24 protein-coding genes and 2 tRNA genes are annotated in these 23,884 nt (G+C 64.5%); 11 read left to right on the top strand and 15 right to left on the bottom strand.

The annotated features are described in order from the left end of the window. Window positions 1-107: 107 nt before the first annotated feature. Window positions 108-2,396 (bottom strand): glycosyl hydrolase family 28-related protein, encoded by a 2,289-nt coding sequence (locus I8N54_RS15750; RefSeq protein ID WP_140196194.1) that lies wholly within the window; start codon window positions 2,394-2,396, stop codon window positions 108-110. Between the two features lie 94 nt (window positions 2,397-2,490). Beyond that, a complete protein-coding gene (locus I8N54_RS15745; RefSeq protein ID WP_140196193.1) occupies window positions 2,491-2,895 on the bottom strand; it encodes a DUF4864 domain-containing protein in 405 nt (134 codons plus the stop codon). 97 nt (window positions 2,896-2,992) lie between these two features. On the opposite strand from I8N54_RS15745, the gene I8N54_RS15740 reads away from it, so the two are divergent. Next, a complete protein-coding gene (locus tag I8N54_RS15740) occupies window positions 2,993-3,886 on the top strand; it encodes a CHAD domain-containing protein (protein ID WP_197097634.1) in 894 nt (297 codons plus the stop codon). On the opposite strand, the gene I8N54_RS15735 is transcribed toward I8N54_RS15740, so the two are convergent. Further along, window positions 3,874-5,460 carry a lysine--tRNA ligase gene (locus tag I8N54_RS15735; RefSeq protein ID WP_140196191.1) on the bottom strand — a complete coding sequence of 529 codons (1,587 nt, stop codon included), beginning with the start codon at window positions 5,458-5,460 and terminating at the stop codon, window positions 3,874-3,876. The two genes, I8N54_RS15740 and I8N54_RS15735, sit on opposite strands and share 13 nt — an antisense overlap. Before the next feature lie 98 nt (window positions 5,461-5,558). Here I8N54_RS15735 and I8N54_RS15730 point away from each other — a divergent pair, with 98 nt between their 5' ends. Continuing rightward, on the top strand, window positions 5,559-5,978 hold the full coding sequence (locus I8N54_RS15730) for a tellurite resistance TerB family protein (RefSeq protein WP_140196190.1): 420 nt from the start codon (window positions 5,559-5,561) through the stop codon (window positions 5,976-5,978). Between the two features lie 66 nt (window positions 5,979-6,044). Continuing rightward, the gene (locus tag I8N54_RS15725) at window positions 6,045-6,236 is read left to right on the top strand and encodes a PLDc N-terminal domain-containing protein (protein WP_140196189.1); all 192 of its coding nucleotides are present in this window, start codon (window positions 6,045-6,047) and stop codon (window positions 6,234-6,236) included. 6 nt (window positions 6,237-6,242) lie between these two features. Here the strand turns inward: I8N54_RS15725 and dacB are convergent, their stop codons facing one another. Continuing rightward, on the bottom strand, window positions 6,243-7,763 hold the full coding sequence (dacB, locus tag I8N54_RS15720; RefSeq protein ID WP_140196188.1) for a D-alanyl-D-alanine carboxypeptidase/D-alanyl-D-alanine endopeptidase: 1,521 nt from the start codon (window positions 7,761-7,763) through the stop codon (window positions 6,243-6,245). 494 nt (window positions 7,764-8,257) lie between these two features. Here dacB and I8N54_RS15715 point away from each other — a divergent pair, with 494 nt between their 5' ends. Then, window positions 8,258-8,689, top strand: a complete 432-nt coding sequence (locus I8N54_RS15715) for an RrF2 family transcriptional regulator (RefSeq protein WP_140196187.1) — start codon at window positions 8,258-8,260, stop codon at window positions 8,687-8,689. Between the two features lie 6 nt (window positions 8,690-8,695). Here the strand turns inward: I8N54_RS15715 and I8N54_RS15710 are convergent, their stop codons facing one another. Further along, window positions 8,696-9,163, bottom strand: a complete 468-nt coding sequence (locus tag I8N54_RS15710) for an Lrp/AsnC family transcriptional regulator (protein WP_140196186.1) — start codon at window positions 9,161-9,163, stop codon at window positions 8,696-8,698. 231 nt (window positions 9,164-9,394) lie between these two features. Here I8N54_RS15710 and I8N54_RS15705 point away from each other — a divergent pair, with 231 nt between their 5' ends. After that, the gene (locus I8N54_RS15705) at window positions 9,395-10,879 is read left to right on the top strand and encodes an NAD-dependent succinate-semialdehyde dehydrogenase (protein ID WP_140196185.1); all 1,485 of its coding nucleotides are present in this window, start codon (window positions 9,395-9,397) and stop codon (window positions 10,877-10,879) included. 59 nt (window positions 10,880-10,938) lie between these two features. Here the strand turns inward: I8N54_RS15705 and I8N54_RS15700 are convergent, their stop codons facing one another. The 4 genes from I8N54_RS15700 to I8N54_RS15685 form a co-directional block, all read right to left on the bottom strand. Then, a complete protein-coding gene (locus I8N54_RS15700; protein WP_197097632.1) occupies window positions 10,939-12,228 on the bottom strand; it encodes an O-acetylhomoserine aminocarboxypropyltransferase/cysteine synthase family protein in 1,290 nt (429 codons plus the stop codon). Window positions 12,229-12,400: 172 nt separating this feature from the next. After that, window positions 12,401-12,476 (bottom strand) — tRNA-Ala (locus I8N54_RS15695). A 45-nt stretch (window positions 12,477-12,521) separates the two neighbouring features. After that, window positions 12,522-13,190 carry a hypothetical protein gene (locus I8N54_RS15690; RefSeq protein ID WP_140196184.1) on the bottom strand — a complete coding sequence of 223 codons (669 nt, stop codon included), beginning with the start codon at window positions 13,188-13,190 and terminating at the stop codon, window positions 12,522-12,524. Window positions 13,191-13,243: 53 nt separating this feature from the next. Beyond that, a complete protein-coding gene (locus I8N54_RS15685; RefSeq protein WP_140196183.1) occupies window positions 13,244-13,729 on the bottom strand; it encodes a YdcF family protein in 486 nt (161 codons plus the stop codon). 79 nt (window positions 13,730-13,808) lie between these two features. Here I8N54_RS15685 and I8N54_RS15680 point away from each other — a divergent pair, with 79 nt between their 5' ends. Both I8N54_RS15680 and I8N54_RS15675 read left to right on the top strand, forming a co-directional pair. After that, the gene (locus I8N54_RS15680; protein ID WP_140196181.1) at window positions 13,809-14,531 is read left to right on the top strand and encodes a copper homeostasis protein CutC; all 723 of its coding nucleotides are present in this window, start codon (window positions 13,809-13,811) and stop codon (window positions 14,529-14,531) included. Between the two features lie 12 nt (window positions 14,532-14,543). Next, window positions 14,544-14,957 carry a hypothetical protein gene (locus I8N54_RS15675; RefSeq protein ID WP_140196179.1) on the top strand — a complete coding sequence of 138 codons (414 nt, stop codon included), beginning with the start codon at window positions 14,544-14,546 and terminating at the stop codon, window positions 14,955-14,957. Here the strand turns inward: I8N54_RS15675 and I8N54_RS15670 are convergent. Next, window positions 14,951-15,421: a HugZ family pyridoxamine 5'-phosphate oxidase gene (locus I8N54_RS15670; protein ID WP_140196177.1), complete on the bottom strand. Its 471-nt coding sequence runs from the start codon at window positions 15,419-15,421 to the stop codon at window positions 14,951-14,953. The genes I8N54_RS15675 and I8N54_RS15670 overlap by 7 nt on opposite strands. A 97-nt stretch (window positions 15,422-15,518) precedes the next feature. Here I8N54_RS15670 and I8N54_RS15665 point away from each other — a divergent pair, with 97 nt between their 5' ends. Continuing rightward, window positions 15,519-15,905: a hypothetical protein gene (locus tag I8N54_RS15665; protein ID WP_140196175.1), complete on the top strand. Its 387-nt coding sequence runs from the start codon at window positions 15,519-15,521 to the stop codon at window positions 15,903-15,905. Here the strand turns inward: I8N54_RS15665 and I8N54_RS15660 are convergent. Together I8N54_RS15660 and uvrB are read right to left on the bottom strand one after the other, a co-directional pair. Then, a complete protein-coding gene (locus I8N54_RS15660; RefSeq protein WP_140196173.1) occupies window positions 15,902-16,237 on the bottom strand; it encodes a hypothetical protein in 336 nt (111 codons plus the stop codon). The two genes, I8N54_RS15665 and I8N54_RS15660, sit on opposite strands and share 4 nt — an antisense overlap. 626 nt (window positions 16,238-16,863) lie before the next feature. Then, complete coding sequence (gene uvrB, locus I8N54_RS15655) at window positions 16,864-19,062, bottom strand: excinuclease ABC subunit UvrB (RefSeq protein ID WP_140196171.1); 2,199 nt, start codon at window positions 19,060-19,062, stop codon at window positions 16,864-16,866. A 217-nt stretch (window positions 19,063-19,279) separates the two neighbouring features. Here uvrB and I8N54_RS15650 point away from each other — a divergent pair, with 217 nt between their 5' ends. Next, complete coding sequence (locus I8N54_RS15650; RefSeq protein ID WP_140196169.1) at window positions 19,280-19,591, top strand: ETC complex I subunit; 312 nt, start codon at window positions 19,280-19,282, stop codon at window positions 19,589-19,591. Between the two features lie 73 nt (window positions 19,592-19,664). On the opposite strand, the gene I8N54_RS15645 is transcribed toward I8N54_RS15650, so the two are convergent. Then, window positions 19,665-19,741 (bottom strand) — tRNA-Arg (locus tag I8N54_RS15645). Between the two features lie 139 nt (window positions 19,742-19,880). Between I8N54_RS15645 and I8N54_RS15640 the strand changes: the two genes are divergently transcribed. Next, window positions 19,881-20,450 carry a hypothetical protein gene (locus I8N54_RS15640; RefSeq protein ID WP_140196167.1) on the top strand — a complete coding sequence of 190 codons (570 nt, stop codon included), beginning with the start codon at window positions 19,881-19,883 and terminating at the stop codon, window positions 20,448-20,450. Between the two features lie 20 nt (window positions 20,451-20,470). Then, a complete protein-coding gene (locus I8N54_RS15635; protein WP_231592696.1) occupies window positions 20,471-22,207 on the top strand; it encodes a methyl-accepting chemotaxis protein in 1,737 nt (578 codons plus the stop codon). A 41-nt stretch (window positions 22,208-22,248) separates the two neighbouring features. On the opposite strand, the gene I8N54_RS15630 is transcribed toward I8N54_RS15635, so the two are convergent. Continuing rightward, window positions 22,249-23,193, bottom strand: a complete 945-nt coding sequence (locus I8N54_RS15630) for a phosphatidate cytidylyltransferase (protein WP_140196165.1) — start codon at window positions 23,191-23,193, stop codon at window positions 22,249-22,251. Beyond that, window positions 23,190-23,855, bottom strand: a complete 666-nt coding sequence (locus tag I8N54_RS15625) for a lysophospholipid acyltransferase family protein (RefSeq protein WP_140196163.1) — start codon at window positions 23,853-23,855, stop codon at window positions 23,190-23,192. Before I8N54_RS15625 ends, I8N54_RS15630 begins: the two co-directional genes overlap by 4 nt. Window positions 23,856-23,884: the final 29 nt, after the last annotated feature.

The following is a 23,884-nucleotide window of genomic DNA, read 5'->3' as shown; positions in this document are numbered from 1 at the left end:
CGAAATCCGGGCAGTTGCCGGGCGTGAGGTCGCCTCGCCCTCGAGGGGAGAGGGCGCGGTTTTCCGTAGGGTGCGCGCTCGATGCGCACCCGTCCCGGCGTCAGAGCTCAGATCGGGTTGTCCATCCTGACCATGCAGCGCACGCGGCCCTTCACGTTCTCGCTCCACGTGATGCGGAACTTCTTGTTCGACGGTTCGTGGTCGGGCCGCACGTAGAAGCCCGGAAATCGCTCCGAGCCCGATCCGTTCTTCAGCCCGTCTTCGGCGACCACGCTTTCGATCACGCGAGGCCGCCCGCCGAAGGGCAGGTAGTCGTAGGCCCCGACGTTCCAGTGCCTCGCGGCGGTGTGCTGAGTGTGTGTGACGCTCACCGGGTTCAGCGTCTCGTCCGTCACGCCGTGATAGGTGTTGCCCCGGAATTCCACGTTGCGCATCCGGCTGAAGTTCAGGTCCGCGTAAGTCGTGTCCACCGACTCGATCCGGTCGATCGTGCAGTTCAGTGTCCGGAAGGAGTTTCCGGTGACCGACAGCCCGTGGATGAAGTGACCCGAGCCGTAGGGCTTGATGACCAGCCAGTTGAACCACGGAGCGACGTCGATGACGACGAACGTGTTGCCCGTGATCGTCAGCCCGCCGAAGGAATACTGGTTGCCGAAGTCCGGCGTCGCGTCGTGCTCGTTCGTGAGCTCGATGAAATTGTTGTCGATGTAGTTGCCGGTGATGATCGACTGCAGGTTGGGCGAGGTGAAGATGATCCCGCCCTTGCGGATCCCGTTCGTCGTGCCGTCGCCGTGGAAGTAGTGGTTCCCCTCGATGAGCGAGCCGGTCCCACCGAGGATCGCGAAGTGCTTGAAATGTACCACGCGGTTCTGGCGCAGCTTCACGTCGTTGGCGGCGGCGTTCAGGCAGATGCTCTTGCGCTGGCTGACGGTCTTGCCGCTCTCGTCGGACAGGAACTGGCACCGGTCGACCTGCAGGCCCTGGCACCCCCGGCTGGGCGAGGTGATGCCCCGGTCCTTGGGGCGGGTGATGAAGCAGTCCCGCACGTGGAAGGTCAGCCCACCCCGCGCCAGCATGATGGCGCTCGACAGGCCCTGGCACTGGAACTCGATATCATCGAGCGAGAACAGGCTGAGGCTGTCGTAGCCAGAGAAGTCGAGGATGTAGCGGAAGCGCCGGAAGGTGAAGGTCTGCGTGCCGGCGGCGTCGAAGAGCTGGGTGTTCAGCGTCAGCGTTTTGTTGGCGATGTCGCGCCCGGCAACATAGACTTCCCTGCCGACGCCGTTGCCGGTGACGAGACTGCCGACCGGGATCGCGGAAATGTTCTGCACGTTGGTGAGCTTGAGGTTGTTCGATGCCGAATAGCTCGCCTGTGCCGTGACAGTGATATCGTCCCAGTCGCCGGTGGAGGCGGCGAGGATCTGGCCGTTACGGATCACCCTGCGCTGGGCGAAGCTGGTCTTCTCTCCTTCGGCCGCCTGCATGTCGATGGGCGAGAACACCGCAATCCGTCGCCCGCAAAGGTCAAGGCTTTCATGGTCGGCGGCGTTCAGCAGCGCCTGGTAGGCTTTGCGGAAGGCCAGTTCCTCGTTCTTGAAGGCCTGGTAGTAGGCGTCGAAATCGAAGTTCTTCTGCAGGATAAATCGCTTGTCGGCAGGCATGGCGATCGTGCCTTCAAAGGACACGCGGCTTTCCATCGTGACGTGGTTGTTCAGGAAATATGTGCCGGCGGGGACGTGCACCGTGCGGTCGCCGGCGTCGGCATCCGCCGCCTCGAACGCGGCGCTGTCGTCGGTCGACCCGTCACCCTTCGCACCATAGTCGCGCACGTCCACGATCGCCATGAGGTCGCGCAAGAAATAGCCGGTGACATCCTCGATCTCGATGTCGTCCACCCGAACGACGGCCGAGTTCGGGCCGGTGATGTCGATCCCGAAGTGCCCGTAGGCCGCGCCGGTCCAGACCATGTCGACCCCCTGCCGGTCGCCGGTCCCGACGATGGCCGTCACTTCCACGACCTCGCCGTAGTCTGTCAGTTGGGTCGAAGGGCCCACCTCGGTCACGCCGCCAAGGTGCGCGCCGTTCGGCTTGCCGGCCCATCCGGCGATGCGAACGGCGGGCAGGGGGCCGCTGACGGCTTTCACCTTTGCGCGGATCTGAAGGTAGCAGCCCGGCAGGATCTGCGTCTCCCCGGTGTAGCGGACCTTGGCCACCGTCTCCGTCTTTAGGACCTCGAGACAGCCGGCGAAGGTCGAATCCGCGGCGACGTAGATGCCGTTGGGGATGATGTCATAGGTGTCGGAGCCGGGGATCCCGTCGCCCGCCGACCAGACGTCGAGCCCGCCCGAGAAGGGCGGCGGCATGAAGACCAGTCCCTCGGTGATCGCCTTGTTCATTCCGGTCCCTTTCCCCGCTTGTCTCAGCGCGGGGCAGGGGTAACCGGTTAGGGTTGAGGCGGCCTGAGCCCACCGTGACGGCGGGCGTTGCGCCTCAGGCGCCGACGTCGGGCGCAGGCACCAGCGATACGCCGTCGATCTTCCAGCCGCTTTCCGTTTCGATCATCACGTATTCCAGCGCGTGGATGACGCCGTCAGAATCCTCGATGATGACCCGCTGCCGCATCCGGTCGCCAAGCTCATCGAGCTGGGTGAAACGCGGGTCCCGGTTTGTCCAGACCATCGGGTAGCCGTTCTCGACCATCATCCCGAAGTTGGACGGAGAGCCGAACAGCCCTTGGATCATAGGGCTGGCATGGGTCCATGCCTCGTCGATGTCCCGATCGTTGAAGGCCTGTAGCTGGTCGGTGATGACGCCCCGGATCTCCGCTTCATCGTCCTGGGCGAAGGCGGGCATTGCGAGGACGCAAAGCACGACGAGCGTAAGGAACATTCGCATGGGGGTCTCCTTGTCTGACATCGGAGATACGGATGACGCCGCGGAATGGTTTCATTTACCCAGCGGAACGATTGGCGGCCGGCGCGGTTGCCTGTCCATGACATACAAGATCGCAACCACCGACCACAGCGTCGGCACGCTGTTCCGGCGCATCGCGACCGATCAGGTCGGCTCTGCGATAGATGCCCTTCGGGACATGCCCGAAGATGATCCGGACGAGGCGGTGCATGACGCCCGCAAGCGGATCAAGAAGCTGCGCGCGCTTCTGCGGCTGGTGCGGTCGTCGTTCCCCGGCTACCAGACCGAGAACCGGTATTTGCGCGACAACACCCGGCTTGTCGCGGACTACCGTGACGCGGTCGCGGTACTGGAAGCGCTAGACGGAATAGAACCCGCCGCCCGCGAGGCCGGCGTCGACCTCACCGAGGCACGCAAGGACCTGGTCGAACGGCGACGCCTGCTGCTAACCGATCCGGAAACCTGGGACCGCTTCACGACTCTGCTCACCGCGCTTGAAACCGTCCGCTCGGCCCTGCCGGACTGGACGCTGGAGGCAGATGGCTGGGAGGCGATGGAGCCGGGACTGATGCTCACCTACAAACGAGCGCGCAAGGGGCTCAAGCGCGCGCTCGACGAACCGAACGGTGAAACCCTGCATGAGTGGCGCAAGCGCGTGAAATACCACCGTTACCACGCGCGACTGCTGTCACCGACGTGGCCCGGCTTCTTTGACGTCCATCAGCGCGCGGCGAAGCAGCTCGCCCGGATACTGGGCGACCGGCATGACCTCGATGTGCTGGACGCGCACCTCGAAGAGCTTTCGCTGCCCGACAAGGACCGCAAGGCCATGTCGTCGCTGTTGTCGGACGAACGGGACCGCCTCGAAGCGATCGCCCTGCCCCTGGGGCAGAGGCTGCTGGCCGACAAGCCCAAAGCGCTCGTCGGCCGCTGGCAGACCTGGTGGGAGCTGCGCGACGCTCAGGCGGCCTGAGCGAGCTTGCCCTCGAGTGCGGCGTCGATCAGCGCGACCGTCTCGTCCACGCCGTAGAGCGCGATGAACCCGCCGAAGCGCGGCCCTTGGCTCGCGCCGAGCAGCACTTCGTACAGCGTCGAGAACCACGCGCGCAGCGGCTCGAACTCGTGCGCCTTGCCGACGGCGAAGACCATGCTCTGCAGTTCTTCCGCGTCGAGCCCGCCGTCCCACACCGCAAGCCGGTCGCGCAGGTCGACGAGCGCGGCACGCTCCCGGTCGTCGGGCAGGCGATAGGTCTTCGTCGGCTTCACGAAGTCGTTGTAGTAGCGCACGGCAAAGCCCGCGGCCTGGTCGAGGTCGGGGTTGTTCTCCGACGAGGCCTCGGGCGCATAGCGCCGGATGAAGCCCCAGAGCTGCTCCTTGTCCTCGGCCCCGGCGACGGAGGCGAGGTTCAGCAGCATCGAGAAACTGACAACCATGGTCGAGGCCGGCACGTTGTGGCCGTGGATGTGGAACACCGGGTTTGCCATCCGTTGCGTCGCGTCCTGATCGGCATAGGCGCGCAGCTGCTGGTGATACTCGTCCACCGCCTTCGGGATCACGTCGAAATGCAGACGCTTCGCCGTCTTCGGCTTGAGGAACATGTAGTAACTCAGGCTCTCGGTGCTGGCGTAGGTCAGCCACTCGTCGATCGAGAGACCATTGCCGGAGGACTTGGAGATCTTGTGCCCGCTGTCGTCGAGGAACAGCTCGTAGGTGAAATGCTCCGGTTTGCGACCACCGAGGATCTCGCAGATGCGGTCGTAGATCGGCGTGTTGGTCGAGTGGTCCTTGCCGTACATCTCGAAATCGACGCCGAGCGCGGCCCAGCGGGCGCCGAAGTCGGGCTTCCACTGAAGCTTAACGTTGCCGCCGGTGACAGGCAGGGTCCACTCGCGGCCATCCTCGTCGTCGAAAGTGATGGTATGATTCACCGGATCGACGGACTTCATGGGCACATACAGGACGCGGCCGGTCTCGGGGTGGATCGGCAGGAAGATGGAGTAGGTCTGCCGCCGCTCTTCGCGCAGCGACTTCAGCATGACCGCCATCACGTCGTCGTAACGTTCACAGGCGCGCTTCAGCACCTCGTCGAACTTGCCGTCGCCGTAGAACTCGGTCGCCGAGTAGAACTCGTACTCGAACCCGAAAGTGTCGAGGAAACGGCGCAGCATCGCGTTGTTGTGGTGGCCGAAGCTGTCATGCGTGCCGAACGGATCGGGCACGGAAGTCAGCGGCTTCTGCAGATGCTCGCGCAGCGCGTCGGGGTTCGGGACGTTCTCGGGCACCTTGCGCATTCCGTCGAGGTCGTCGGAGAAACAGATGAGCCGCGTCGGCACATCCGAGATCACCTCGAACGCGCGGCGGATCATCGTGGTGCGCAGCACCTCGCCGAAGGTCCCGATGTGGGGCAGGCCAGAGGGGCCGTAGCCCGTCTCGAACAGCACGTAGCCCTTCTTTTCCTTGTCGGACTCGTAGCGCTTGAGCAGCCGGCGCGCTTCTTCGAAGGGCCAGGCTTTGGAAGTCATCGCGGCGTCACGCAGATCGGACATGGGTTTCACCTAAAGGGTCAGGAGGGCGGAAGACCTCCTATTGCGACAGGCTCAGCGCGTCAATAAGTAGTCCCGGACAGCAAAGGATGACTTCTCACATGGACGATACGACTTCCCTGTCGGCCCAGGACTGCCTTGTCGCCGTGATGATGGTGACTTCCGCCTCGGACGAGAACATCCGCACGGCGGAACTTCTCGAGATCACCAACCAGATCAACCACCTGCCGGTCTTCGCCGATTACGATACCGACAACCTTCAACGCGTGGCCTCGATGGTGTTCGACCTGCTGGAACAGGAAGACGGGCTCGACGCTCTGTTCGGTCTCGTTCGCGGCTCGCTGCCGGAAAAACTGTTCGAAACAGCCTACGCGCTCGCCTGCGACGTCGCCGCGGTGGACGGTGTCGTCGGCCAGACCGAGCAGCGCATTCTCGAGGAAATCCGCTATGAGCTGGGTCTCGACCGGCTCCACGCCGCCGCGATCGAACGCGGGGCGCGGGCACGCTGGATGACGCTCTAGCCCGCGGAACCTTGTGTCAGGCGACGTTGTTCACCTTTCGACTGAGACTTCGAAAGGACGAAACACATGACTGCAGAATTGGGCTTCTTCGGCGCCATTGTTCTGGTCGCCGACATCTACGCCATCTTCAACGTGCTGACGTCCAGCGCGTCGACCCTGTCGAAGCTGATCTGGACACTCGCGATCGTAGTGTTGCCGGTGCTTGGCTTCATCGCTTGGCTGATCTTCGGCCCGCGCGGCGACCGCGCCAAGGTCTGAGCGTTTTCAGCCTGAATAGATCAGGCCCCAGCGCTGCAGCAGATCCTGCTGCAGCCCCTTTGCGGTGCCATTGAAGTACCGGGAGCCTTCGGGAATTTCGTCGTTGGTCAACTTCGATGCTTCCCGACGCTCCATATCGCCGCAGAAGATTGCGAAGGCGAGGTCGTTGCCCTCCGCCGTCGTGATGTACCCGGCAAGCGCGCTGACGAAGTTCAGCGTGCCCGTCTTCGCACGGACATCGGCCGGATAGTTCTGGATCGGCGCGCCTTCGTCATCCTTCAGGTCGTGGACCTTCAGGATCGGGTAGAGCCGCTCCTTCACGCCGTCGGCGGTCAGGTATTTCACCATCTCGATTGCGGAGATTCGGTTCTCGTCGCCGAGGCCGGAGTGATCGACGAAGCTGCTCGCGACGCCGAACGACCGCTCCAGCCAGCCGCTCATCGCCTGCGCGGATGCTTCGATCGTCTCAGGGCGACCGGAGGAGGCGGCAGTCGCAGCGAGGCCGACGACTTCCGCGGTCAGGTTGGTCGACCAGCGCAACATGTCTTCGAGGATGTCGACCAGTGGCTCGCTCTCGTGCCGGGCCAGTTCCGTGCCCTCGGGCAGTTCCATGACCTTTTGGGCGTCGGACAGCAGGATGCCGTGGCTGCGCGCGAGGGTCCGGAACACGTCGCCGGCATAGAGCGCGGGCTGGCGCACCGGCAGCCAGCGGGAACCGCCATCGCCCAACTGAGAGCGTGCGACTGTCCATTCATCGATGTCGTTCGAAGTCGTGTAGGTATAGACGGGCGACCCCCGGTCCACGACCGTCATCCGCGCGGTCGACACCGTCGGGCGGAGCGTATCGCTGCGGGCGTCGAGACCGACCGTGTAGTCGCTGCCCTGCCGCGCCCATTCGAAGTGGACACGGTTGTAATTCAAATTCAGCCCCGACACAGCCGGATTGTAGCCGAGGTGGTCGAGCTGACCGGGATCGATTTCGTCCTCGTAGGGCAGGGCATTGCCGTAGACGAGGAAACGCCCCGTGACCTCCAGCACCCCCGCCGCCTTCAGGTCGGCGGCCAGCGTCGCCAGGTCGTCCGTCGCCAAGGTGGGATTGCCGCTTCCGGCGAGGATCAGGTCCCCGTCGAGGGTGCCGTCCACGACTGGCGCGGTCGCCAGCAGGCGCGTCGCGAACCGGTGGTCAGGGCCAAGATGCTCGAGTGCGTAGACGGCAGTGAGCGACTTGGTCACCGACGCTGGCGGGAGGCCGGATTCCCCTTCGAGGGACTCGAGTTCTTCGCCCGACGACAGGTCGGAAACGGACAGCGATACGCTACCGGTCACCCGGCTGTCGGCCACGATCTGTTCGAGCGACGGACGCGCGACCGGCGCAGTGGCGCCCGGATCGAAGTCCGACACTTGTCCGTCAGCGGACGGTCGTCCCTGCGGGCGCAGCGATGTGAGCGGTGCATCCGCCAGCGCCGCCTGTCCGGCAGCCGCCGCGATCGCGCTCAGAAACGCTCTTCGAGAAATGTCCCCAGCCATGCGCGGCACACTATCCCGCAGGCCAAGGGCGCGGCAACTCTGGATCCCCGGCCGAAGGCGCGGAAGCCCGCCGTTTTAAAGGGTGTGTGGTTCAACATCGCGTGGGGCCGGGCTCGTCAGAGCGACTTCGCTCGCAGCCGTACCGGCCCGTCAGCGAATCAGGAGGGGTCTGGTGGATTCGATGTCCTGGGAACTGCGAGCCCTGCGGACTGTGTCGCGCATCCGTCCTAGACGGCGCTCTTGCCCAGGGTCGTTCACGATCCCCGGCGTCCTTGCGGAAACGTGAAGATCAGCAATTGCTACAACTACGGGGCGGGGCAGGCCGTCCGTCCGATGCCTTTGGCCCAATCCTACATGACCCAAGCGCTTGCGCGGAGGATGTTGCGTGCAAAACATGCGCGCCGAGCCTCGTTAAGCGTCACCAGAAGCCGTTATTGACCTAAGTCCAAACTTTCGACAGCTTTTGGAACGTCCTTTTGGATTGGCCCCTTACGATGCACCTTACCAAGTTCACTGATTACGCTCTCCGGAGCTGTCTCTACCTTGCAGCCCACCCGGAAAGACTGGTGAACATCGCCGAGATCTCGAAGGCGCACCGCCTGTCGCACCCGAACCTGATGAAGGTGGTGCGCAAACTGGTGGACGGCGGCTTCCTGCAAAGCACACGCGGCCGGTCAGGGGGCATCAGCCTCGCCCGTCCGGCGGAAGAAATCCGCGTTGGCGAACTCGCCCGTTACATGGAAGGCGACACGCAGATGGTGGATTGCTCCACCTGCATCCTGCTCGGCAGCTGCGGTCTGGTGCGCGGGCTGAACGAAGCGAAGATGGCCTTCTACAAGTCGCTCGACCGGTTCTCGCTCGCGGATGCGGTCGGTGCACATCCCCGGACGCTGCCAATCCTCAGGGGCGCCGCGGCCGAGGCCTGACCGCGATCAGAGCTCGTCAAGCGGCAGTTCGAAACCGCTTTTCACCCGATCCATGACCACGTGTGTCTTGAAGCCCTTGATGTCGGGGTTCTCATAGAAGAAGCGCGTGGTGAAGGCTTCGTAGTCGTCCATGCTGCGCGACGTGATGACGAGGATGAAATCGGACTCCCCCGTCACGTAATAGCCGCTCATGATCTCGGGGGCGTCGCGGATCGCTTCCTTGAAGCGCGAAATGATCGTGCTGCGCTCACGCTCCAGAGTGACCATCACGATCATCGTGATCGGCCGGCCGACCGCCTTGGGTGAGACGATGGCGACGTCCCGCTCGATGACGCCTTCGGAACGCAGCCGCTTCAGCCTGCGTTGAACCGCTGTCGGGGAAAGGTTGACCGCCGCGCTGAGCTGATCCGACGTCAGCCGGTTGTCGCGCTGGAGTTCGCGCAGGAGGCTGATGTCGATCTTGTCCAGTTCCATCCGACTTCCTGCGTGACGATGCGCCCTGACGCCAGAAACCGGCGAAGCTTCTGTGAAGTTGGCAGAAAAGCTGCGCCCATGAAAGTGTAGGGTAAGGCTACGGGGTCACGCGCTCCGGTCCGCTGCCCTCGAACCCCCTGACACGCCCGGCCCCACGCCGCCGGATCATTCTGCCGAAACGACCGTGGCCCGGCCACGCGCCGCTCGGCCAAACTCATGCAGGAGACGTCCATGCTGCTCGCCAGAACACCGATCGCCGACCCGCTGAACAGCCTTGCCGACACGGCGCTGCTTCGGACGAGTGCCTACGTCGGCGGTGCCTGGGTCCATGCCCGGGATGACGCTTCCTTCGATGTCCGCAACCCCTACGACGGGGCCGCCGTCGCCAAGGTCGCCGCGCTGGGCGGCGACGAGGCGCGTCAGGCGGTCGATGCCGCGTCCGACGCGCTGCCGGCATGGAAGGCCATGCTGCCCCAGGACCGCGCGCTCATCCTGCGCCGCTGGCACGACCTGATCCTCGAGGCACGCGAAGACCTCGCGCTCATCATGACGATGGAGCAGGGCAAGCCGCTGGCCGAAAGCCTCGGCGAGATCGGCTACGGTGCTTCCTTCATCGAGTGGTTCGCCGAAGAGGCGAAGCGCATGAACGTGGAAACCGTGACCTCGCACCTCGACGGGGCGCACATGGCCCTGTCGCGGGAGCCGCTCGGCGTCGCCGCGCTGTTTACGCCGTGGAACTTCCCGTCCGCCATGCTGGCCCGCAAGGCCGGCGCCGCGCTGGCCGCCGGCTGCACGGTCGTGGCGCACGTCGCCTCTCACGCGCCGCTGTCGGCGCTCGCTCTTGCCGAGCTGGCGGAGCGTGCCGGCGTGCCTGCGGGTGTCTTCAATGTCCTGACCGGCGATCCGGCAGAAATCGGCGAGGTCTTCACCTCCGACCGTCGCGTGCGCGTGGTCAGCTTCACCGGCTCCACCGAGATCGGACGCAAGATCGCGGTCCAATGCGCGCCGACGCTGAAGCGCCTGTTGCTGGAGCTTGGCGGTCACGCGCCCTTCATCGTGTTCGACGATGCCGACATTGAAAAGGCCGTCGACGTCGCCATCGCGGCGAAGTTCGCGACCTCCGGGCAGGACTGCCTGGCGGTGAATCGCATCTACGTGCAGCGCGGCGTCTACGATGCTTTCTGCACAGCCTTCGCCGAACGGGTCGAGGCGCTGAAGGTCGGCAACGGCATGGATCCGGTCAACGAAATCGGCCCGATGATGCACCAGGGTGCCGTCGACAAGGCGCGTGCGCATGTCGAGGATGCGCTCGCCAAGGGCGCCCGGCTGATCGCGGAGGCCGACGTCGACGACGGTCAGCTGATGGTCGCGCCGGTCGCGCTGGCCGATGTGCCCGACGACGCGCTTATCATGCGGGAAGAAACCTTCGCCCCCGTCGCGCCCATCGCGATGTTCGACACGGAAGCGGAAGTGGTCGCGCGCGCCAACGACAGCGAGTACGGCCTCGTCGCTTACGTGCTCACCGAGAACGCCGGTCGCGCGCTGCGTCTGCCGAAGATGCTGGAATATGGCATGGTCGCCGTGAACCGCGCCAAGCTGACCGGCGCACCGATCCCCTTCGGTGGCATCAAGCAGTCGGGGATGGGGCGCGAGGGCTCTCGCCACGGGCTCGAAGCGTTCACCGATCTGAAGTACGTCTGCCTCGACGTGAACTGAGGCGCCTCAGTCGGGATGGAATAGAAAGGCCGGCCCATCGATGGGCCGGCCTTCTTCGTTCAGGCCGTCGCGGTGGCGAGGCCTTGATCGAGGTCTGCAATGATGTCGTCGACATCCTCGATACCGATCGACAGGCGCACCACGTCGGGCGCGGCGCCCGCCTTGATCTGCTGCTCTTCTTCAAGTTGCCGGTGCGTGGTCGAGGCCGGGTGGATGATGAGGCTGCGCGTGTCGCCGAGGTTGGCGACGTGGCTGAACAGCTTCAGGCTGTCGACCAGCTTCACGCAAGCATCGTAGCCGCCCTTCACCGACATGGTGAACAGCGCGCCCGCGCCCTTCGGCACGATCCGCCCGGCACGCTCGGCATAGGGCGAGGAGGGCAGACCGGCGTAGGTCACCTTTTCGATCCGCGGGTCCTTCTCCAGCCACTCGGCAACGGTCTTGGCGTTCTCGATGTGGCGCTGCATTCGAAGGCCCAGCGTCTCGATCCCCATCAGCGTGTAGTGCGCGCCTTGCGGGTTCATCGTCATGCCGAGGTCGCGGAGGCCGACAGCGATGGAGTGGAACGTGAAGGCCATCGGACCGAGCGCCGCATGGAAGGTCAGACCATGATAAGCGGGCTCGGGCTGCGACAGCGACGGGAACTTGTCCGAAGCGGACCAGTCGAAGTTCCCCGAATCGACCACGATGCCGCCGGTCACGGTGCCGTTGCCCGTCATGTATTTCGTCGCCGAATGCACGACCAGCGTCGCGCCGTGATCGATCGGCTTGCAGAGGTACGGCGTGGCCGTCGTGTTGTCGACGATCAGCGGGACACCCGCCTCGTCCGCGATCTTCGCCAGCGCGTCGAGGTCGGAGACGTAGCCGCCCGGATTGGCGATCGTCTCGCAGAAGACGGCGCGGGTCTTGTCGTCGATGGCGCCTTTCACGGCGTCGAGGTCGTCGGTATCGACGAAGGTCGCCGACCAGCCGAACCGGCGGATCGTCTGGCTGAACTGGGTGATCGTCCCGCCGTAGAGCCGCGAGGACACCACGATGTTGCAGCCCGGTCCCATCAGCGGGAACAGCGCCATGATCTGAGCGGCGTGCCCGGAAGAACAGCCGATGCCGCCCGCCGCACCCTCGAGCGCCGCGACACGGTTCGCCAGCGCGTTCACCGTCGGGTTCGTCAGGCGCGAATAGATGTAGCCGACTTCCTCAAGGTTGAAGAGCCGGGCCGCGTGGTCCGCATCGCGAAACACGTAGGACGTGGATTGATAGATCGGCACCTGCCGCGCGCCGGTCGCGGGGTCGGGCTCTGTCCCGGCGTGAACGGCGAGCGTGTCGAATCCTTGGGGTTTGTCACTCATGATGATGCGTCCTCCTTGCATGAAGAAGCTAAGGAAGCGCCCGACCAGCTACAATGACGAATGGACGCCCGGCGCGTCAGACTGCACCCTCGTTCCCCATCAACAGAGTCGACGGCCCGAAAGCCGGAGCATCCGCTTTGCGGGGGCGGCAGTCGTTGTCTCGGGAGGGAATTGGTGGAGCCGAGGGGGATCGAACCCCTGACCTCGTCATTGCGAACGACGCGCTCTCCCAACTGAGCTACGGCCCCAACGGCGCGATATGTGGCTTGCACGGGGCGGAGTGTCAAGAACCGTCAGAAGTCCAGCCATGCCGCGATGCGCAACCCCGTGCCGAGATCGCCGGTCAGGGCCTGAACCGCGCCGACCTCGAACCGGAGGCGCTCGTTCACTGAGAGCAGCACCGACGGCGCCGCCTTGGCATAGAAATCGCCGGCGGTGCCGATACCGGTCTGGAGTTGGAGGATCGTCGTCATGCGCGGCGCAACCTCGCGCCCCCACGTGACGTCGAGCTTCGCTTCGAGTGGCGCCTCGACGAGCGGCTGGATCGCGGCGGCGTCGATGGCCACCCATCCGCGCGGCAGGCCGCGGCCGGTCGACACGCCGAAGCGCAGGATTTCCTCCAGTGTGGCCTCGGTCCGGTCATGGCGCAGGCCGTATCCCACTGTCGCCGACACGGGCCACGTCAGATCCCCCTCGCGCAGCGGGTAGCGCGCGAAGACGCCGGCGGTCTGCTCTTCGTCGCCGTTGGCAATGTAGAGGTCGAAGCCCACGGTCAGCCGCTCCGTCAGCCCGTATTCGAGGAACACTGTCGGATCCCAGTGCACCGGCCGCACCGCGCTGTCGGAGATCGCGACATTGGCCCCGAACGACAGGAAGACCGCGCCCTTCTCCCTGAGCCACGGGCCGGCATTGGCCGAAGTCGCGAACGTCAGGAACAGTATGACAAGAGCGTGGAACGGCATCTGACCTCCGGGTTATGTCGCCCGGAGCTACCGCAATCTCGGTTAAGGCTGGGTTAAGTCGGCACGGGAAGATCGGTGCGCCGGACGAGATACCACGCGATGGCCGGCACTTCGCGCACCGACTGTCGAAGTTGCTCTTTCGGATTTGCGCCCTGCCAAGGCGTCGGTGCGCCCGTCGCCCGCAGGCCGAAGCGCCGCGCGGCCAGCCGGGCGCGTGGCAGATGATACCGGTCGGAGACGATCAGCACGTCCTTCGTCCGCAACCGATCGAGGATCGGACACGCGAAGCCGATATTCTCCCAGGTCGAGGTGGACAGCGCCTCCGGCGTGATCGCGTCGGGCGGCACACCTTCCGATATGAGGAGGTCGCGCATGACCTCTGCCTCGGCCGGGCCGACGCGTCCGACGCCACCGCAGGGGACAAGGTGCGATGCGACGCCATCGTGAAACAGGCGGGCGGCATGGAGGGTCCGCCGCTTCAGCGTGGGGGACGGGCCATCCGCCCAGACAGCGGCGCCGAGGATCAGCGTGACCGTCATCTGCCGGAACCTCCCTTGCCAGTGACCGGTGCGACTGGAATGTAGCGCAGACGGGCAGGGACAGAAGTGGGGTGACGACATGAAGCTGGAAGTCTGCGTCGAGACGATCTCGGGCGCGATGGCGGCGAAGCGCGGTGGCGCGCATCGGCTGGAACTCTGCGCTGCCTTGTCGGAGGGCGGGATCACGCCCTCGGTGGGGCTGATGGCCGAGGTCGCCGCGCTCGACATTCCCACGATGGTGATGATCCGACCGCGGGCCGGGCATTTCTACTTCGATGCCGCCGAGATGCGTGTGATGCAGCGCGATATCGACGCGGCCCGGGACGCCGGACTGACCGGGGTCGTCATTGGGGTTCAGCGGGAGGACGGCACGCTCGATGGTGAGCGGCTGGCCCAGTTGGTCGATGCGGCCGACGGGCTGGAGGTCACGCTCCACCGGGTCATCGACCTCGTGCCAGATCGGCTTGCCGCGCTCGACATCGCGATCGACCTCGGCATCGCGCGGGTGCTGACCTCCGGCGGAGCGTCGGATGCGCCAGCCGGGGCGAAGGCGATCGCGGAGATGGTAGACCACGCCGCCGGCCGGATCACCGTCATGCCGGGAGGCGGCGTGACGCCCGACAACGTCGCCGCGCTCGTCCGCGAGACGGAGGTGTCGGAGGTCCACGGCAGCTGTTCGGAAGCTTCTTCGTCCTCTCTGCCCGGCTTCGATCCTGCCGGGGGTATGCGAATGACAAGTGAAAGCCGCGTTCGTGCCATGCTCGCGTCGCTCGGTCTGGGCAACGTGCCTTCCGGATCCTGATGGAGTTTCAGCATGATACGTTCCCTCGGCCTGTCCGCCGTGATCGCCTTCCTCGGTTTCGTCGGCAGTCTCGCGCAGGCCCAGTCCTTCAGCTGTAGCGAAGGCGACAGCGGCGTCTGTCTTCAGGCGGGGGAAACGGTCTGCAGCGCGTTGGGGCAATGCGTGTCAGACAATGCGGTCTGTTTCGACCGCATCCAGTGCGACCACGAAGGGTTCACCTGCCGCTCGGACGTGACCGAGTGTACCGCTGAGATCGCCGCGGTGGCGGAGCAGATGGAAGCGCTTCAGGCGCGATATGCCGAACTCCAGGCCGAATATCGTGAGCTCGCCGAAGCGTCTGCCGCGCTGATCGACGATTACGACGACCTGATCGAATGCGTTCGGGACATGCCGGTTTCCGGGGACGTGATCGACTGCACCTACTGAGGATCGAGGTCTTCGGGCATCAGGTGATAGGCCTTGCCGAAGCCGCCATTCAGCAGGATGCGCCGGGGCGTCAGCCGGAACATCGTGAAATCCGCGAAGTCGAACCAGAGCTTCGCCGGCGGGTGCCGCTGGAGCCATCGTTCGCGATGGGCCAGCTTGTCCGTCGCGAAAGCCTCCGCGATGAAGGTCATGCGCGGGTGCGTGAGCGGGTCGCCCTTGGGCCCCGGCTCTCCGATGAGCAGCGAGCAGTTCCCGTCCGACCGCAATCCTCGCGTGTGCGTCGACAGGTCCGAGACGAGGATCAGCGCGTCGCGTTCGTCCGCCATGATCGCCACGCGCGAGGCGAGCGGCGCGGGGCCGTCGGGATCGTTGACCGCAAGCGCGGCATGACCGGCCCCCTGCAGTAGCCTGCGCGCCAGTTCGCGGGCCTCCTCGTTTGTCTCGTTCACGGCAGATTTGGACATGATTTATCCCGCGCTTGTCCTGTTACGTCGTTAACGTAAGCTCACGAGAGCGAGGACTCACCGTCCGATGCGGTCATTTCAGAGGGATCCTGATTTCATGCGCAAATTTCTTCTCTCCCTGGGGCTGGCCCTACTGGCGCTCCCGGCCGCCGCCCAGCAGAATATCGGCGGCTATTACGCCTACATCGGCGCGGCCGATCTCTACAACTCGAGCGGCACGCGGCTTACCTCTCCGGGTGCGATCCTGCAGCAGGACCGGGCCAACTTCCACCGCTACGGCGTCCGCCAGCAGTGGGACAGCGCAGACCCCTGGTTCGGCTCGCAGGGGCATCGTGCGTCGCTCCCGTCGCTCTATGCTGACGGGCCGAAATACAGCGGTATCGCGCAGCAGATCGTCAACGGCGACGGCTATTTCTACATCCAGGTTTTCGCGTGGGGCGACGGCCAAATGGCCTATATCACCGTCTCGCAAGGCGCGGGCTAGGCGCGGGACATCAGTACCATCGCCGCCACGGCAAGCCCGATGGCGCCGATTTCCCGAAAGCTGAGCGGCTCGTCAAACGCGACGGCCCCGATCACGCAGAGTCCGATCAGGGTGAACATCGAGTAGGCCACGGCGGCCTGCCCGAGGCTGACGTGCCGCATCGCGAGAAACCAGACGATTGCGGAGACCGCATAGAGCGCGGCGCCAAACACGACATGGCGTGAAGAGACCGGGTGCCCGCCATCGGCGGCGACCTTGATGACGTAATCGCCGACGATGACGATAGCGGACGTGAGCAGGGCGAGTATGAGCCCGGCGGCCAGGTTGAACATTTCATGATCCTCGAAAAAATCGGTGCGCCGATGGGCGCCTTCAATGTCGAGGAGTTTGCCCGCCCGTGGCGAACGGGCAATTACGATATTCCTGACCTTCGGCTTGAGTGGTGCCGTTACTCGCAGCCCACTCCGTCATTGTTTCGGTCGAGGTCGTAGATATCGCGCCCTATGACATAGACTGGCCCGCGCACGTACGCCGGCCCATTGCCGGAGCCCCCGGCGCAGTCGACGTCGGAGGCAATCGGAACACAGGCCCCGGAATAGTTGGGGTCACATGCTTGGGCGAGCTGGATATTTTCGCGCTGGGACGTCGGAGCGTCCTGCGCACTCGTTGGCAGGGGCAACGTTGCTGCCATCAGGCAGCCGACTAGAGCTTTCTTCACAGTGTCCTCGTTAACCAAAATTAATGTTTGGTTAACGTAGCAATCGCTCAGAGCAATACAACTAAAAGTGGCACTATTTACCCCTCACCCAACCCTCTCCCCCTCGGGGGAGAGGGCTATGCGGCGCGCGGGGCGTTGATGGGGGGCACAAGTCTAAGCGTTGTTCAGTCTCCGAACCGCTCAAAATGCGCCGAAACCCTCTCCCCTCGGGGGAGAGGGCAGGGTGAGGGGGCGCGCCCCCTAGTGCTTCTTCCGACGCTGCACGTTCCCGCCCCGCTGACCGGCGCGGCCGGCGGTGGACCGCCCTTCCGACTTGCGGGAGCTCTCGACAGCCTTGTCGACGGCCTGCTGCCGCGCCATCGGGTCGTCGCTCACGACGAGGTCGACCGTCTCCAGCCGCTTGACCTCGTCCCGGAGGCGGGCGGCCTCTTCGAACTCTAGGTTCTCGGCTGCCTTGCGCATATCCGTGCGGAGCCCGTCGAGCACCGCCTGAAGGTTCGCACCGGTCGGCGCATCGACCTTGGCCGTGACGCGCGACATGTCCGTGTCGCCCTTGTAGAGACCGGCCAGCACATCAGAGACGTTTTTGCGCACCGTTTCAGGAGTGATCCCGTGTTCGGTGTTGTAGGCGATCTGCTTTTCCCGGCGACGCTCGGTCTCTTTGAGCGCGCGCTCCATCGACCCGGTGATCCGGTCTGCATACATGATGACCCGGCCGTCAGCGTTTCGCGCGGCGCGGCCGATGGTCTGGATCAGCGAGGTTTCCGAGCGTAGAAACCCTTCCTTGTCGGCGTCGAGGATCGCGACCAGTCCGCATTCGGGGATATCGAGCCCCTCGCGCAGCAGGTTGATCCCGATAAGTACATCGAACGCGCCGAGCCGCAGGTCGCGCAGGATCTCGATCCGCTCCAGCGTGTCGATGTCGGAGTGCATGTAGCGCACCTTGATGCCCTGCTCGTGCAGGTAATCGGTCAGGTCCTCGGCCATGCGCTTGGTCAGAACGGTACAGAGCGTGCGATAGCCGTCCTGCGTCACCTTGCGGATTTCGTCGAGCAGGTCGTCGACCTGCATCTCGACGGGGCGGATCTCGACCTGCGGGTCGAGAAGGCCGGTCGGACGGATCACCTGTTCCACGAACACGCCGCCCGACTGGTCGAGTTCCCAGTTGCCGGGCGTTGCGGAGACATAGACCGACTGGGGCCGCATCGCGTCCCATTCCTCGAACTTCAGCGGCCGGTTGTCCATGCAGGAGGGCAGGCGGAAGCCATGCTCGGCCAGCGTGAACTTGCGGCGATAGTCACCCCGGTACATGCCGCCGATCTGCGGAACGGATACGTGGCTTTCGTCCGCGAAGACGATGGCATTGTCGGGAATGAACTCGAACAACGTCGGCGGCGGCTCGCCCGGCGCCCGTCCCGTGAGGTAACGCGAGTAGTTCTCGATCCCGTTGCAGGCGCCCGTCGCCTCGATCATCTCGATATCGAAGTTGGTTCGCTGCTCCAGTCGCTGCGCCTCCAGCAGCTTGCCTTCGCCGACCAACTGGTCGAGCCGCTGCTTCAGCTCCTTCTTGATGGAGATTACGGCCTGCTTCAGCGTCGGTTTCGGGGTGACGTAGTGGCTGTTGGCGTAGACGCGGATCCTGTCGAAGTTGCCGGTCCGCTCGCCGGTCAGCGGATCGAACTCGGTGATGCTCTCAAGTTCCTCGCCGAAGAACGACAGCCGCCAGGCCCGGTCCTCGAGGTGCGCCGGAAAGATCTCCAGGCTGTCGCCGCGAACCCGGAACGTGCCGCGCTGGAACGCCTGGTCGTTCCGCTTGTATTGCTGGGTGATGAGGTCGGCCATCACCTGCCGCTGATCGTATTCCTTGCCGGTCACGAGGTCCTGGGTCATCGCGCCGTAGGTCTCGACCGAGCCGATGCCGTAGATGCAGGAGACCGAGGCCACGATGATCACGTCGTCCCGCTCCAGCAGCGCCCGGGTCGCCGAGTGGCGCATCCGGTCGATCTGGTCGTTGATCATCGATTCCTTCTCGATGTACGTGTCCGAGCGCGGAACGTAGGCCTCCGGCTGGTAGTAGTCGTAGAAGCTGACGAAATACTCGACCGCGTTCTCCGGGAAGAAACTCTTGAACTCACCATAGAGCTGGGCGGCCAGCGTCTTGTTCGGCGCAAGGATGATCGCCGGGCGCTGAGTTTCCTCGATGATCCTGGCCATGGTGAAGGTCTTGCCCGTCCCCGTCGCGCCAAGCAGCACCTGGTCGCGGTCGCCGGCATCGACCCCGGCGGTGAGCTCCCGGATGGCGTTCGGCTGGTCGCCGGCCGCGCTGTATTCCGTGTGCATGACGAAGCGATGCCCGCCCTCCAGCTTGTCCCGGTTCTTCACGTCGGGCGCGGGGGCTTGCATCATCGGCATGGTGGTGTCGGAGTTGGCGAACGGCATGGTAATCCTCGGGACAGATACCCTTAGAATGTCGCGCAGCGGCGACGGTTCAAGGGCAGAGGGATGGTGACCCCTGATGAGTCGCCGTGCAATGCACTCTCCTGACAGGATGCGTCAGCAGCGGAGAGGTTGCGTCCCGCTGGCGCAGTCCTGTTCGCCGCCTTGCCGAATGTCGGCTGTTGGAAGTATAGGTCAGGTCGCAACCAAGAGGATCGAGATGCGCGCACGAATCTACCGTCCCGCCCGGAACGCCATGCAGTCGGGAACCGCCAAGTCGCGGAAATGGGTGCTGGACTTCGCCCCCGCCACCTCGCGCGAGGTCGATCCGCTCATGGGCTGGACGTCCTCCTCCGACACGCAATCGCAGGTGCGCCTGACCTTTGCGACCAAGGAAGACGCGCTGGACTACGCCAAGGAGCACGGCATCGACGCCGAGGTCCGCGAACCTCGCAGCCGCGCCGCAAACATCCGTGCCGGCGGCTATGGCGAGAATTTCGCAACCAACCGCCGTGGTGCCTGGACGCACTGACGCGCGACCTGCGTTTGTCGATTTCTGCGTTCGGCTCAAGTCGTTGGGCTGACGACGTGCGCAGGTCTATCTATGGCGATCCCTCGAGGACTCGAACCCCGAACCTGCTGATTAGAAGTCAGCTGCTCTATCCAGTTGAGCTAAGGGACCGCTGGGCAACCGGATAGCAAAGCACGTTGCCTCAGGCCAGCAGCTTCGGTGCCGGCCCGATCGCTACAATTCGACGCTTAACGGTCCATAAGCTTTTTCGCTTTAGGCGATGGCGAAGCATAATCGAAAGGATTGCCAGATGCTTCGCTTCAGCCTGACTGCCGCGCTGGTCGCGGCTACGACCCCCGGTATCGCCGGTCAGTACGATTCCTCGATGGAGGCCTATCTTCTCACCGAACTGCGTCCTTGGTTCCAGTCGGAAGAGATCGTGGGCGCTGTACTTGCCCAGAACCGAACGACCGGAACCTACGATTCGGAAGAGATCCTAGAGATGGATGAACGCTGGCGGGCGGAGGTGAACTCCAACGCACAGCCGACAATCCGGTCCGTCGTGAACAACTCGACCTCCGACTTCCTGCGGGAGCGTATGAACGATTCCGGCGGCACCATCACGGAGATCATCCTGATGGATGCGTCCGGCCTCAACGTGGCTGCCTCGCACGTGACCTCCGATTATTGGCAGGGGGACGAGGACAAGCATGCCATGACCTACGGCGTCGGCCCGCTGGCCGTTCACTTCGGCGAGATCGAGTTCGACGAGTCCAGTCAGATCTTCCAAGGACAGGTCTCGGCCACCATCGTCGATCCTGAAGATGGAAGTCCGATCGGTGCGATCACCATCGGGCTGAACGCAGAAGCGCTGATGTAACCCAGCGGGGAGAGCCTGCCATGTCGCCCGTTCGCCTGCCGAAGAGCCTGTCCGCACCTTTTCGGTCGATCTTCATGAAGTGTGTTGCCCTGACGACGGCAACGACATTCGTCGTCGTCCTGATCGTCTCGATACTCGGCGCGCGGCAGGCGAGCGAGGTCGCGGAGCGTGGACTTCGGTCCCTCGCGGTCGAGACCGCGCGCGCGCTCGCCGATGCGTCGGCGGGCGCCATACAATTCGGCCGGCAGGAACAGGTGGTCGAACAGCTGGACCTCTATGCCGAGCGTTTCGGGGAGCACCTGACCTACGTGGCGGCTTTCAATTCCCGAGGCGAGGCTCTGGGTGAGAACGGACGCCTGTCGCCCGAACGGCAGGGGGCTCTCGCGGATCTCCTGCTCGAGACCGGGCAGGACGGTCTGGTCCACGGGTCAAGCGGCGGCCTCATGATCGTCGTTCCGGCGACCTTCGGCGCTGAGGGGGGCCTCGTCGGGACGATCGCGGCGGTATGGTCGCCTGAGGCGATGCTCAGCGAGATCACGAAAGGCCGGATACTGAACTACGGAATCGCCTTTGGGGTTTTCGTTGTGCTCCTTGCGCTGAATGGGGTTCTGCTGCGGCTCGTCGTGTCCAAACCATTGGTGCAGCTTGCCGCCCGCACAGGGTCGGTGGCCGAGGGAGACTACGCCTCCGAAGTGCCGCTTACTGCCTTGAAGGATGAGATCGGCGGCATTGCTCGAAGCCTCGAAACACTCCGTCATCGGCTGATCGAGGGCCGCGAAAGCCGGCAAATGCAGGAGCAGGATCAGAAGCGCCAGGAAGAGGTCGTTGCCACGCTCCGCGGGGCTTTGCGCGCCTTGGCCGAGGGCGACCTGACGCACCGTCTCTCAGAGCCCTTCCCCGGCAATTACGAGTCCCTCCGCCAGGACTTCAACGCCGCGCTGGAGCGGATGGGCGAGGTCGTTGCGGACGTCGGTCGCGGCGCTGGGAGCATCCGCGACGGCGCGGAGGAAATCAGCCGGTCGTCGGACGACCTGTCCCGCCGAACCGAGACGCAGGCGGCCACGTTGGAGCAGACTGCGGCGGCGCTCGATCAACTGACCACGTCCGTCAACTCTGCGGCACAAGGTGCCCGCGAAGTCGAGACGATCGTCATTTCCGCCCGCAGTCATGCGGAACAGAGCGGTGAGGTGGTCCAATCAGCCGTCTCCGCGATGACCGAAATCGAAAAGAGCTCCGAACAGATTTCGAAGATCATCGGTGTGATCGACGACATCGCGTTCCAGACCAATCTCCTCGCCCTGAACGCGGGCGTAGAGGCTGCCCGCGCCGGAAATGCGGGCAAGGGCTTCGCAGTCGTCGCCTCGGAGGTGCGTGCCCTGGCCCAGCGGTCCAGCGAAGCCGCCAAGGAAATCAAGTCGCTTATCTCCGGCTCGTCACAGCAGGTCGAAGATGGGGTAACGCTGGTCGGCAAAGCCGGCGAGGCGCTCGAATCCATCGTAGAGCGGGTCAGCCACATCTCGGATTTGGTAACCGAAATCACGCGCGGAACCGTAGAACAGGCGACAGGCCTCGGCGAGATCAACACCGGTCTGACGAACCTGGATCAGGTCACCCAGAAGAACGCCGCGATGGTCGAGGAAAGCACCGCCGCTGCCCATGCTCTGTCATCCGATGCCAGATCGCTCACCGAGCTGGTCGCGCAGTTCCGGGTCGATCTCTCCGGTGAGAAGCACGTGCCCCCACCCAAGGCTGCGTGATCTTGTGCGCGGGACAGAGGGCAGGACGTGCAAAAGACCAATCACACCCCCCAGATCGCACCGGTGATATGGAAGAACACTGGCGCTGCGAAGATGACGCTGTCGAGTTGCTCCATGAAGCCGCCCTGACCGGGAATCAGGTGCGACCAATCCTTGACGCCCCTGTCCTGCTTGATCGCCGTGAACACGAGGTTGCCGGCCGTTCCCGCCGCGAATGAGACTGCGGCCATGAACATCGCCGCGAGCGGAGAGAAGGGGGTGATCCAGGCCAGAAGTCCGCCGATCAGCGCGGCGAACGCCAGCCCGCAGGCGACGCCCTCCCAGGTTTTCGGCGACAATCCGGGGGCGATCCGCGTGCGGCCGATCCGGCGACCGAAGAAGTACTCCAGCAGATCGCCAAGTTGGACGACCATGACGAAGAATACGATCAGCAGCGCGAGCCGGTGATTGTAACCCGGAATATCCAACGTCATCAGCGCCGGGACATGGCTGGCGCAGAAGACCGCGGTCATCAGGCCCCACTGGGTCTCGGCCACACGGACAAGGAACATCTGAGAATCCCCGCGAAGGGCAGAAATGACCGGCAGCAGCAGGAAGGCGTAGACCGGGATGAATGTGCCGAAGAGCCCCTCGTGCCCGATCCCGACGAACAGGTACTGAAGCGGCAGGACGACAAAGAAGGCGAAGGCGAGCGACAGGTGGTCCGCCTGCCGTTTGCGCGTATAGGTCAGGAACTCCCGCAGCGCCGCAAAGGAGCAGAAGGCAAACAGGAGAACGACTCCGGTCCGCCCGATGATGAGGGCGAGCGACAGCAGGATCACCATCCCCCACCAGGAATGGACCCGCGTGACGAACGTCTCGACCACCGGGTTGGTGGCACCGTCGGGCACCCGCGTCCGCAGCACCTCACCCACGAATGTCAGCGTGGCGAGCAGCGCGACGACGCCGAGCGAGAGGAGCAGGATGTCGTTGACCGTGGCGCTCATGCGGCGACGTCCGTCTCGCCCTTGCGCAAACTGCGCTCGGGGGCGAGGTCGACCAGCGCAGCGGCGGCCCGTTCGAGGAAGGCATCCTTGTCTTCAGCTTCGCCGACGTGGATCGGCGCACCGAAGGTCACCGTGCAGATCAGAGGCAGGGGGATGACTTCGCCCTTCGGCATGATCTCGTTGAGATTGGCGATCCATGTCGGGACGAGGTCGACCTCGGGCCGCTGCCGCCCGATGTTGAACAGCCCAGCCTTGAACGGCAGCAGCGGATCCGACGTCATGTTGCGATTGCCTTCGGGGAAGATGATCAGCGACGAGCCCTCGTCGAGGGCGGCGATCATGGCCTCCATCGGGTCTGATGTCCTGTGTTCGGGCCGGCGGTCGACGAGGACGCAGCGAAACACCTCCGGCCCGACGAACGCCCGCAACCGCGACTTCAGCCAGTAGTCCGCCGCCGCCACCGGGCGCGTGTCGCGCCGAAGGGCAGGGGGCAGCACCGACCAGATCATCGGCATGTCGGCGTTGCTCACGTGGTTGGCGAAATAGACGCGCTGACGCCGGACCGGCTCGATCCCCCGCCATTCGGCTCGGACGGCCGTCACGAACTGGGCGAAGAAGACAATGGCGTACCCGACGGCGCGGGCCGCGAGGCGGCGGATCATCCTGTCTCCTTTCCGAGAAACGGACGCGG

This window comes from Pelagovum pacificum (assembly GCF_016134045.1).
Taxonomy (GTDB): domain Bacteria; phylum Pseudomonadota; class Alphaproteobacteria; order Rhodobacterales; family Rhodobacteraceae; genus Oceanicola; species Oceanicola pacificus_A.
This window is presented reverse-complemented; position numbering and strand designations above follow the sequence as displayed.

What these genes read in the sequence shown, in the direction of transcription:
- I8N54_RS15750 (WP_140196194.1), bottom strand. Translation starts at nt 2,396, where the DNA reads ATGAACAAGGCGATCACCGAGGGACTGGTCTTCATGCCGCCGCCCTTC.
- I8N54_RS15745 (WP_140196193.1), bottom strand. Translation starts at nt 2,895, where the DNA reads ATGCGAATGTTCCTTACGCTCGTCGTGCTTTGCGTCCTCGCAATGCCC.
- I8N54_RS15740 (WP_197097634.1), top strand. Translation starts at nt 2,993, where the DNA reads ATGACATACAAGATCGCAACCACCGACCACAGCGTCGGCACGCTGTTC.
- I8N54_RS15735 (WP_140196191.1), bottom strand. Translation starts at nt 5,460, where the DNA reads ATGTCCGATCTGCGTGACGCCGCGATGACTTCCAAAGCCTGGCCCTTC.
- I8N54_RS15730 (WP_140196190.1), top strand. Translation starts at nt 5,559, where the DNA reads ATGGACGATACGACTTCCCTGTCGGCCCAGGACTGCCTTGTCGCCGTG.
- I8N54_RS15725 (WP_140196189.1), top strand. Translation starts at nt 6,045, where the DNA reads ATGACTGCAGAATTGGGCTTCTTCGGCGCCATTGTTCTGGTCGCCGAC.
- dacB (WP_140196188.1), bottom strand. Translation starts at nt 7,763, where the DNA reads ATGGCTGGGGACATTTCTCGAAGAGCGTTTCTGAGCGCGATCGCGGCG.
- I8N54_RS15715 (WP_140196187.1), top strand. Translation starts at nt 8,258, where the DNA reads ATGCACCTTACCAAGTTCACTGATTACGCTCTCCGGAGCTGTCTCTAC.
- I8N54_RS15710 (WP_140196186.1), bottom strand. Translation starts at nt 9,163, where the DNA reads ATGGAACTGGACAAGATCGACATCAGCCTCCTGCGCGAACTCCAGCGC.
- I8N54_RS15705 (WP_140196185.1), top strand. Translation starts at nt 9,395, where the DNA reads ATGCTGCTCGCCAGAACACCGATCGCCGACCCGCTGAACAGCCTTGCC.
- I8N54_RS15700 (WP_197097632.1), bottom strand. Translation starts at nt 12,228, where the DNA reads ATGAGTGACAAACCCCAAGGATTCGACACGCTCGCCGTTCACGCCGGG.
- I8N54_RS15690 (WP_140196184.1), bottom strand. Translation starts at nt 13,190, where the DNA reads ATGCCGTTCCACGCTCTTGTCATACTGTTCCTGACGTTCGCGACTTCG.
- I8N54_RS15685 (WP_140196183.1), bottom strand. Translation starts at nt 13,729, where the DNA reads ATGACGGTCACGCTGATCCTCGGCGCCGCTGTCTGGGCGGATGGCCCG.
- I8N54_RS15680 (WP_140196181.1), top strand. Translation starts at nt 13,809, where the DNA reads ATGAAGCTGGAAGTCTGCGTCGAGACGATCTCGGGCGCGATGGCGGCG.
- I8N54_RS15675 (WP_140196179.1), top strand. Translation starts at nt 14,544, where the DNA reads ATGATACGTTCCCTCGGCCTGTCCGCCGTGATCGCCTTCCTCGGTTTC.
- I8N54_RS15670 (WP_140196177.1), bottom strand. Translation starts at nt 15,421, where the DNA reads ATGTCCAAATCTGCCGTGAACGAGACAAACGAGGAGGCCCGCGAACTG.
- I8N54_RS15665 (WP_140196175.1), top strand. Translation starts at nt 15,519, where the DNA reads ATGCGCAAATTTCTTCTCTCCCTGGGGCTGGCCCTACTGGCGCTCCCG.
- I8N54_RS15660 (WP_140196173.1), bottom strand. Translation starts at nt 16,237, where the DNA reads ATGTTCAACCTGGCCGCCGGGCTCATACTCGCCCTGCTCACGTCCGCT.
- uvrB (WP_140196171.1), bottom strand. Translation starts at nt 19,062, where the DNA reads ATGCCGTTCGCCAACTCCGACACCACCATGCCGATGATGCAAGCCCCC.
- I8N54_RS15650 (WP_140196169.1), top strand. Translation starts at nt 19,280, where the DNA reads ATGCGCGCACGAATCTACCGTCCCGCCCGGAACGCCATGCAGTCGGGA.
- I8N54_RS15640 (WP_140196167.1), top strand. Translation starts at nt 19,881, where the DNA reads ATGCTTCGCTTCAGCCTGACTGCCGCGCTGGTCGCGGCTACGACCCCC.
- I8N54_RS15635 (WP_231592696.1), top strand. Translation starts at nt 20,471, where the DNA reads ATGTCGCCCGTTCGCCTGCCGAAGAGCCTGTCCGCACCTTTTCGGTCG.
- I8N54_RS15630 (WP_140196165.1), bottom strand. Translation starts at nt 23,193, where the DNA reads ATGAGCGCCACGGTCAACGACATCCTGCTCCTCTCGCTCGGCGTCGTC.
- I8N54_RS15625 (WP_140196163.1), bottom strand. Translation starts at nt 23,855, where the DNA reads ATGATCCGCCGCCTCGCGGCCCGCGCCGTCGGGTACGCCATTGTCTTC.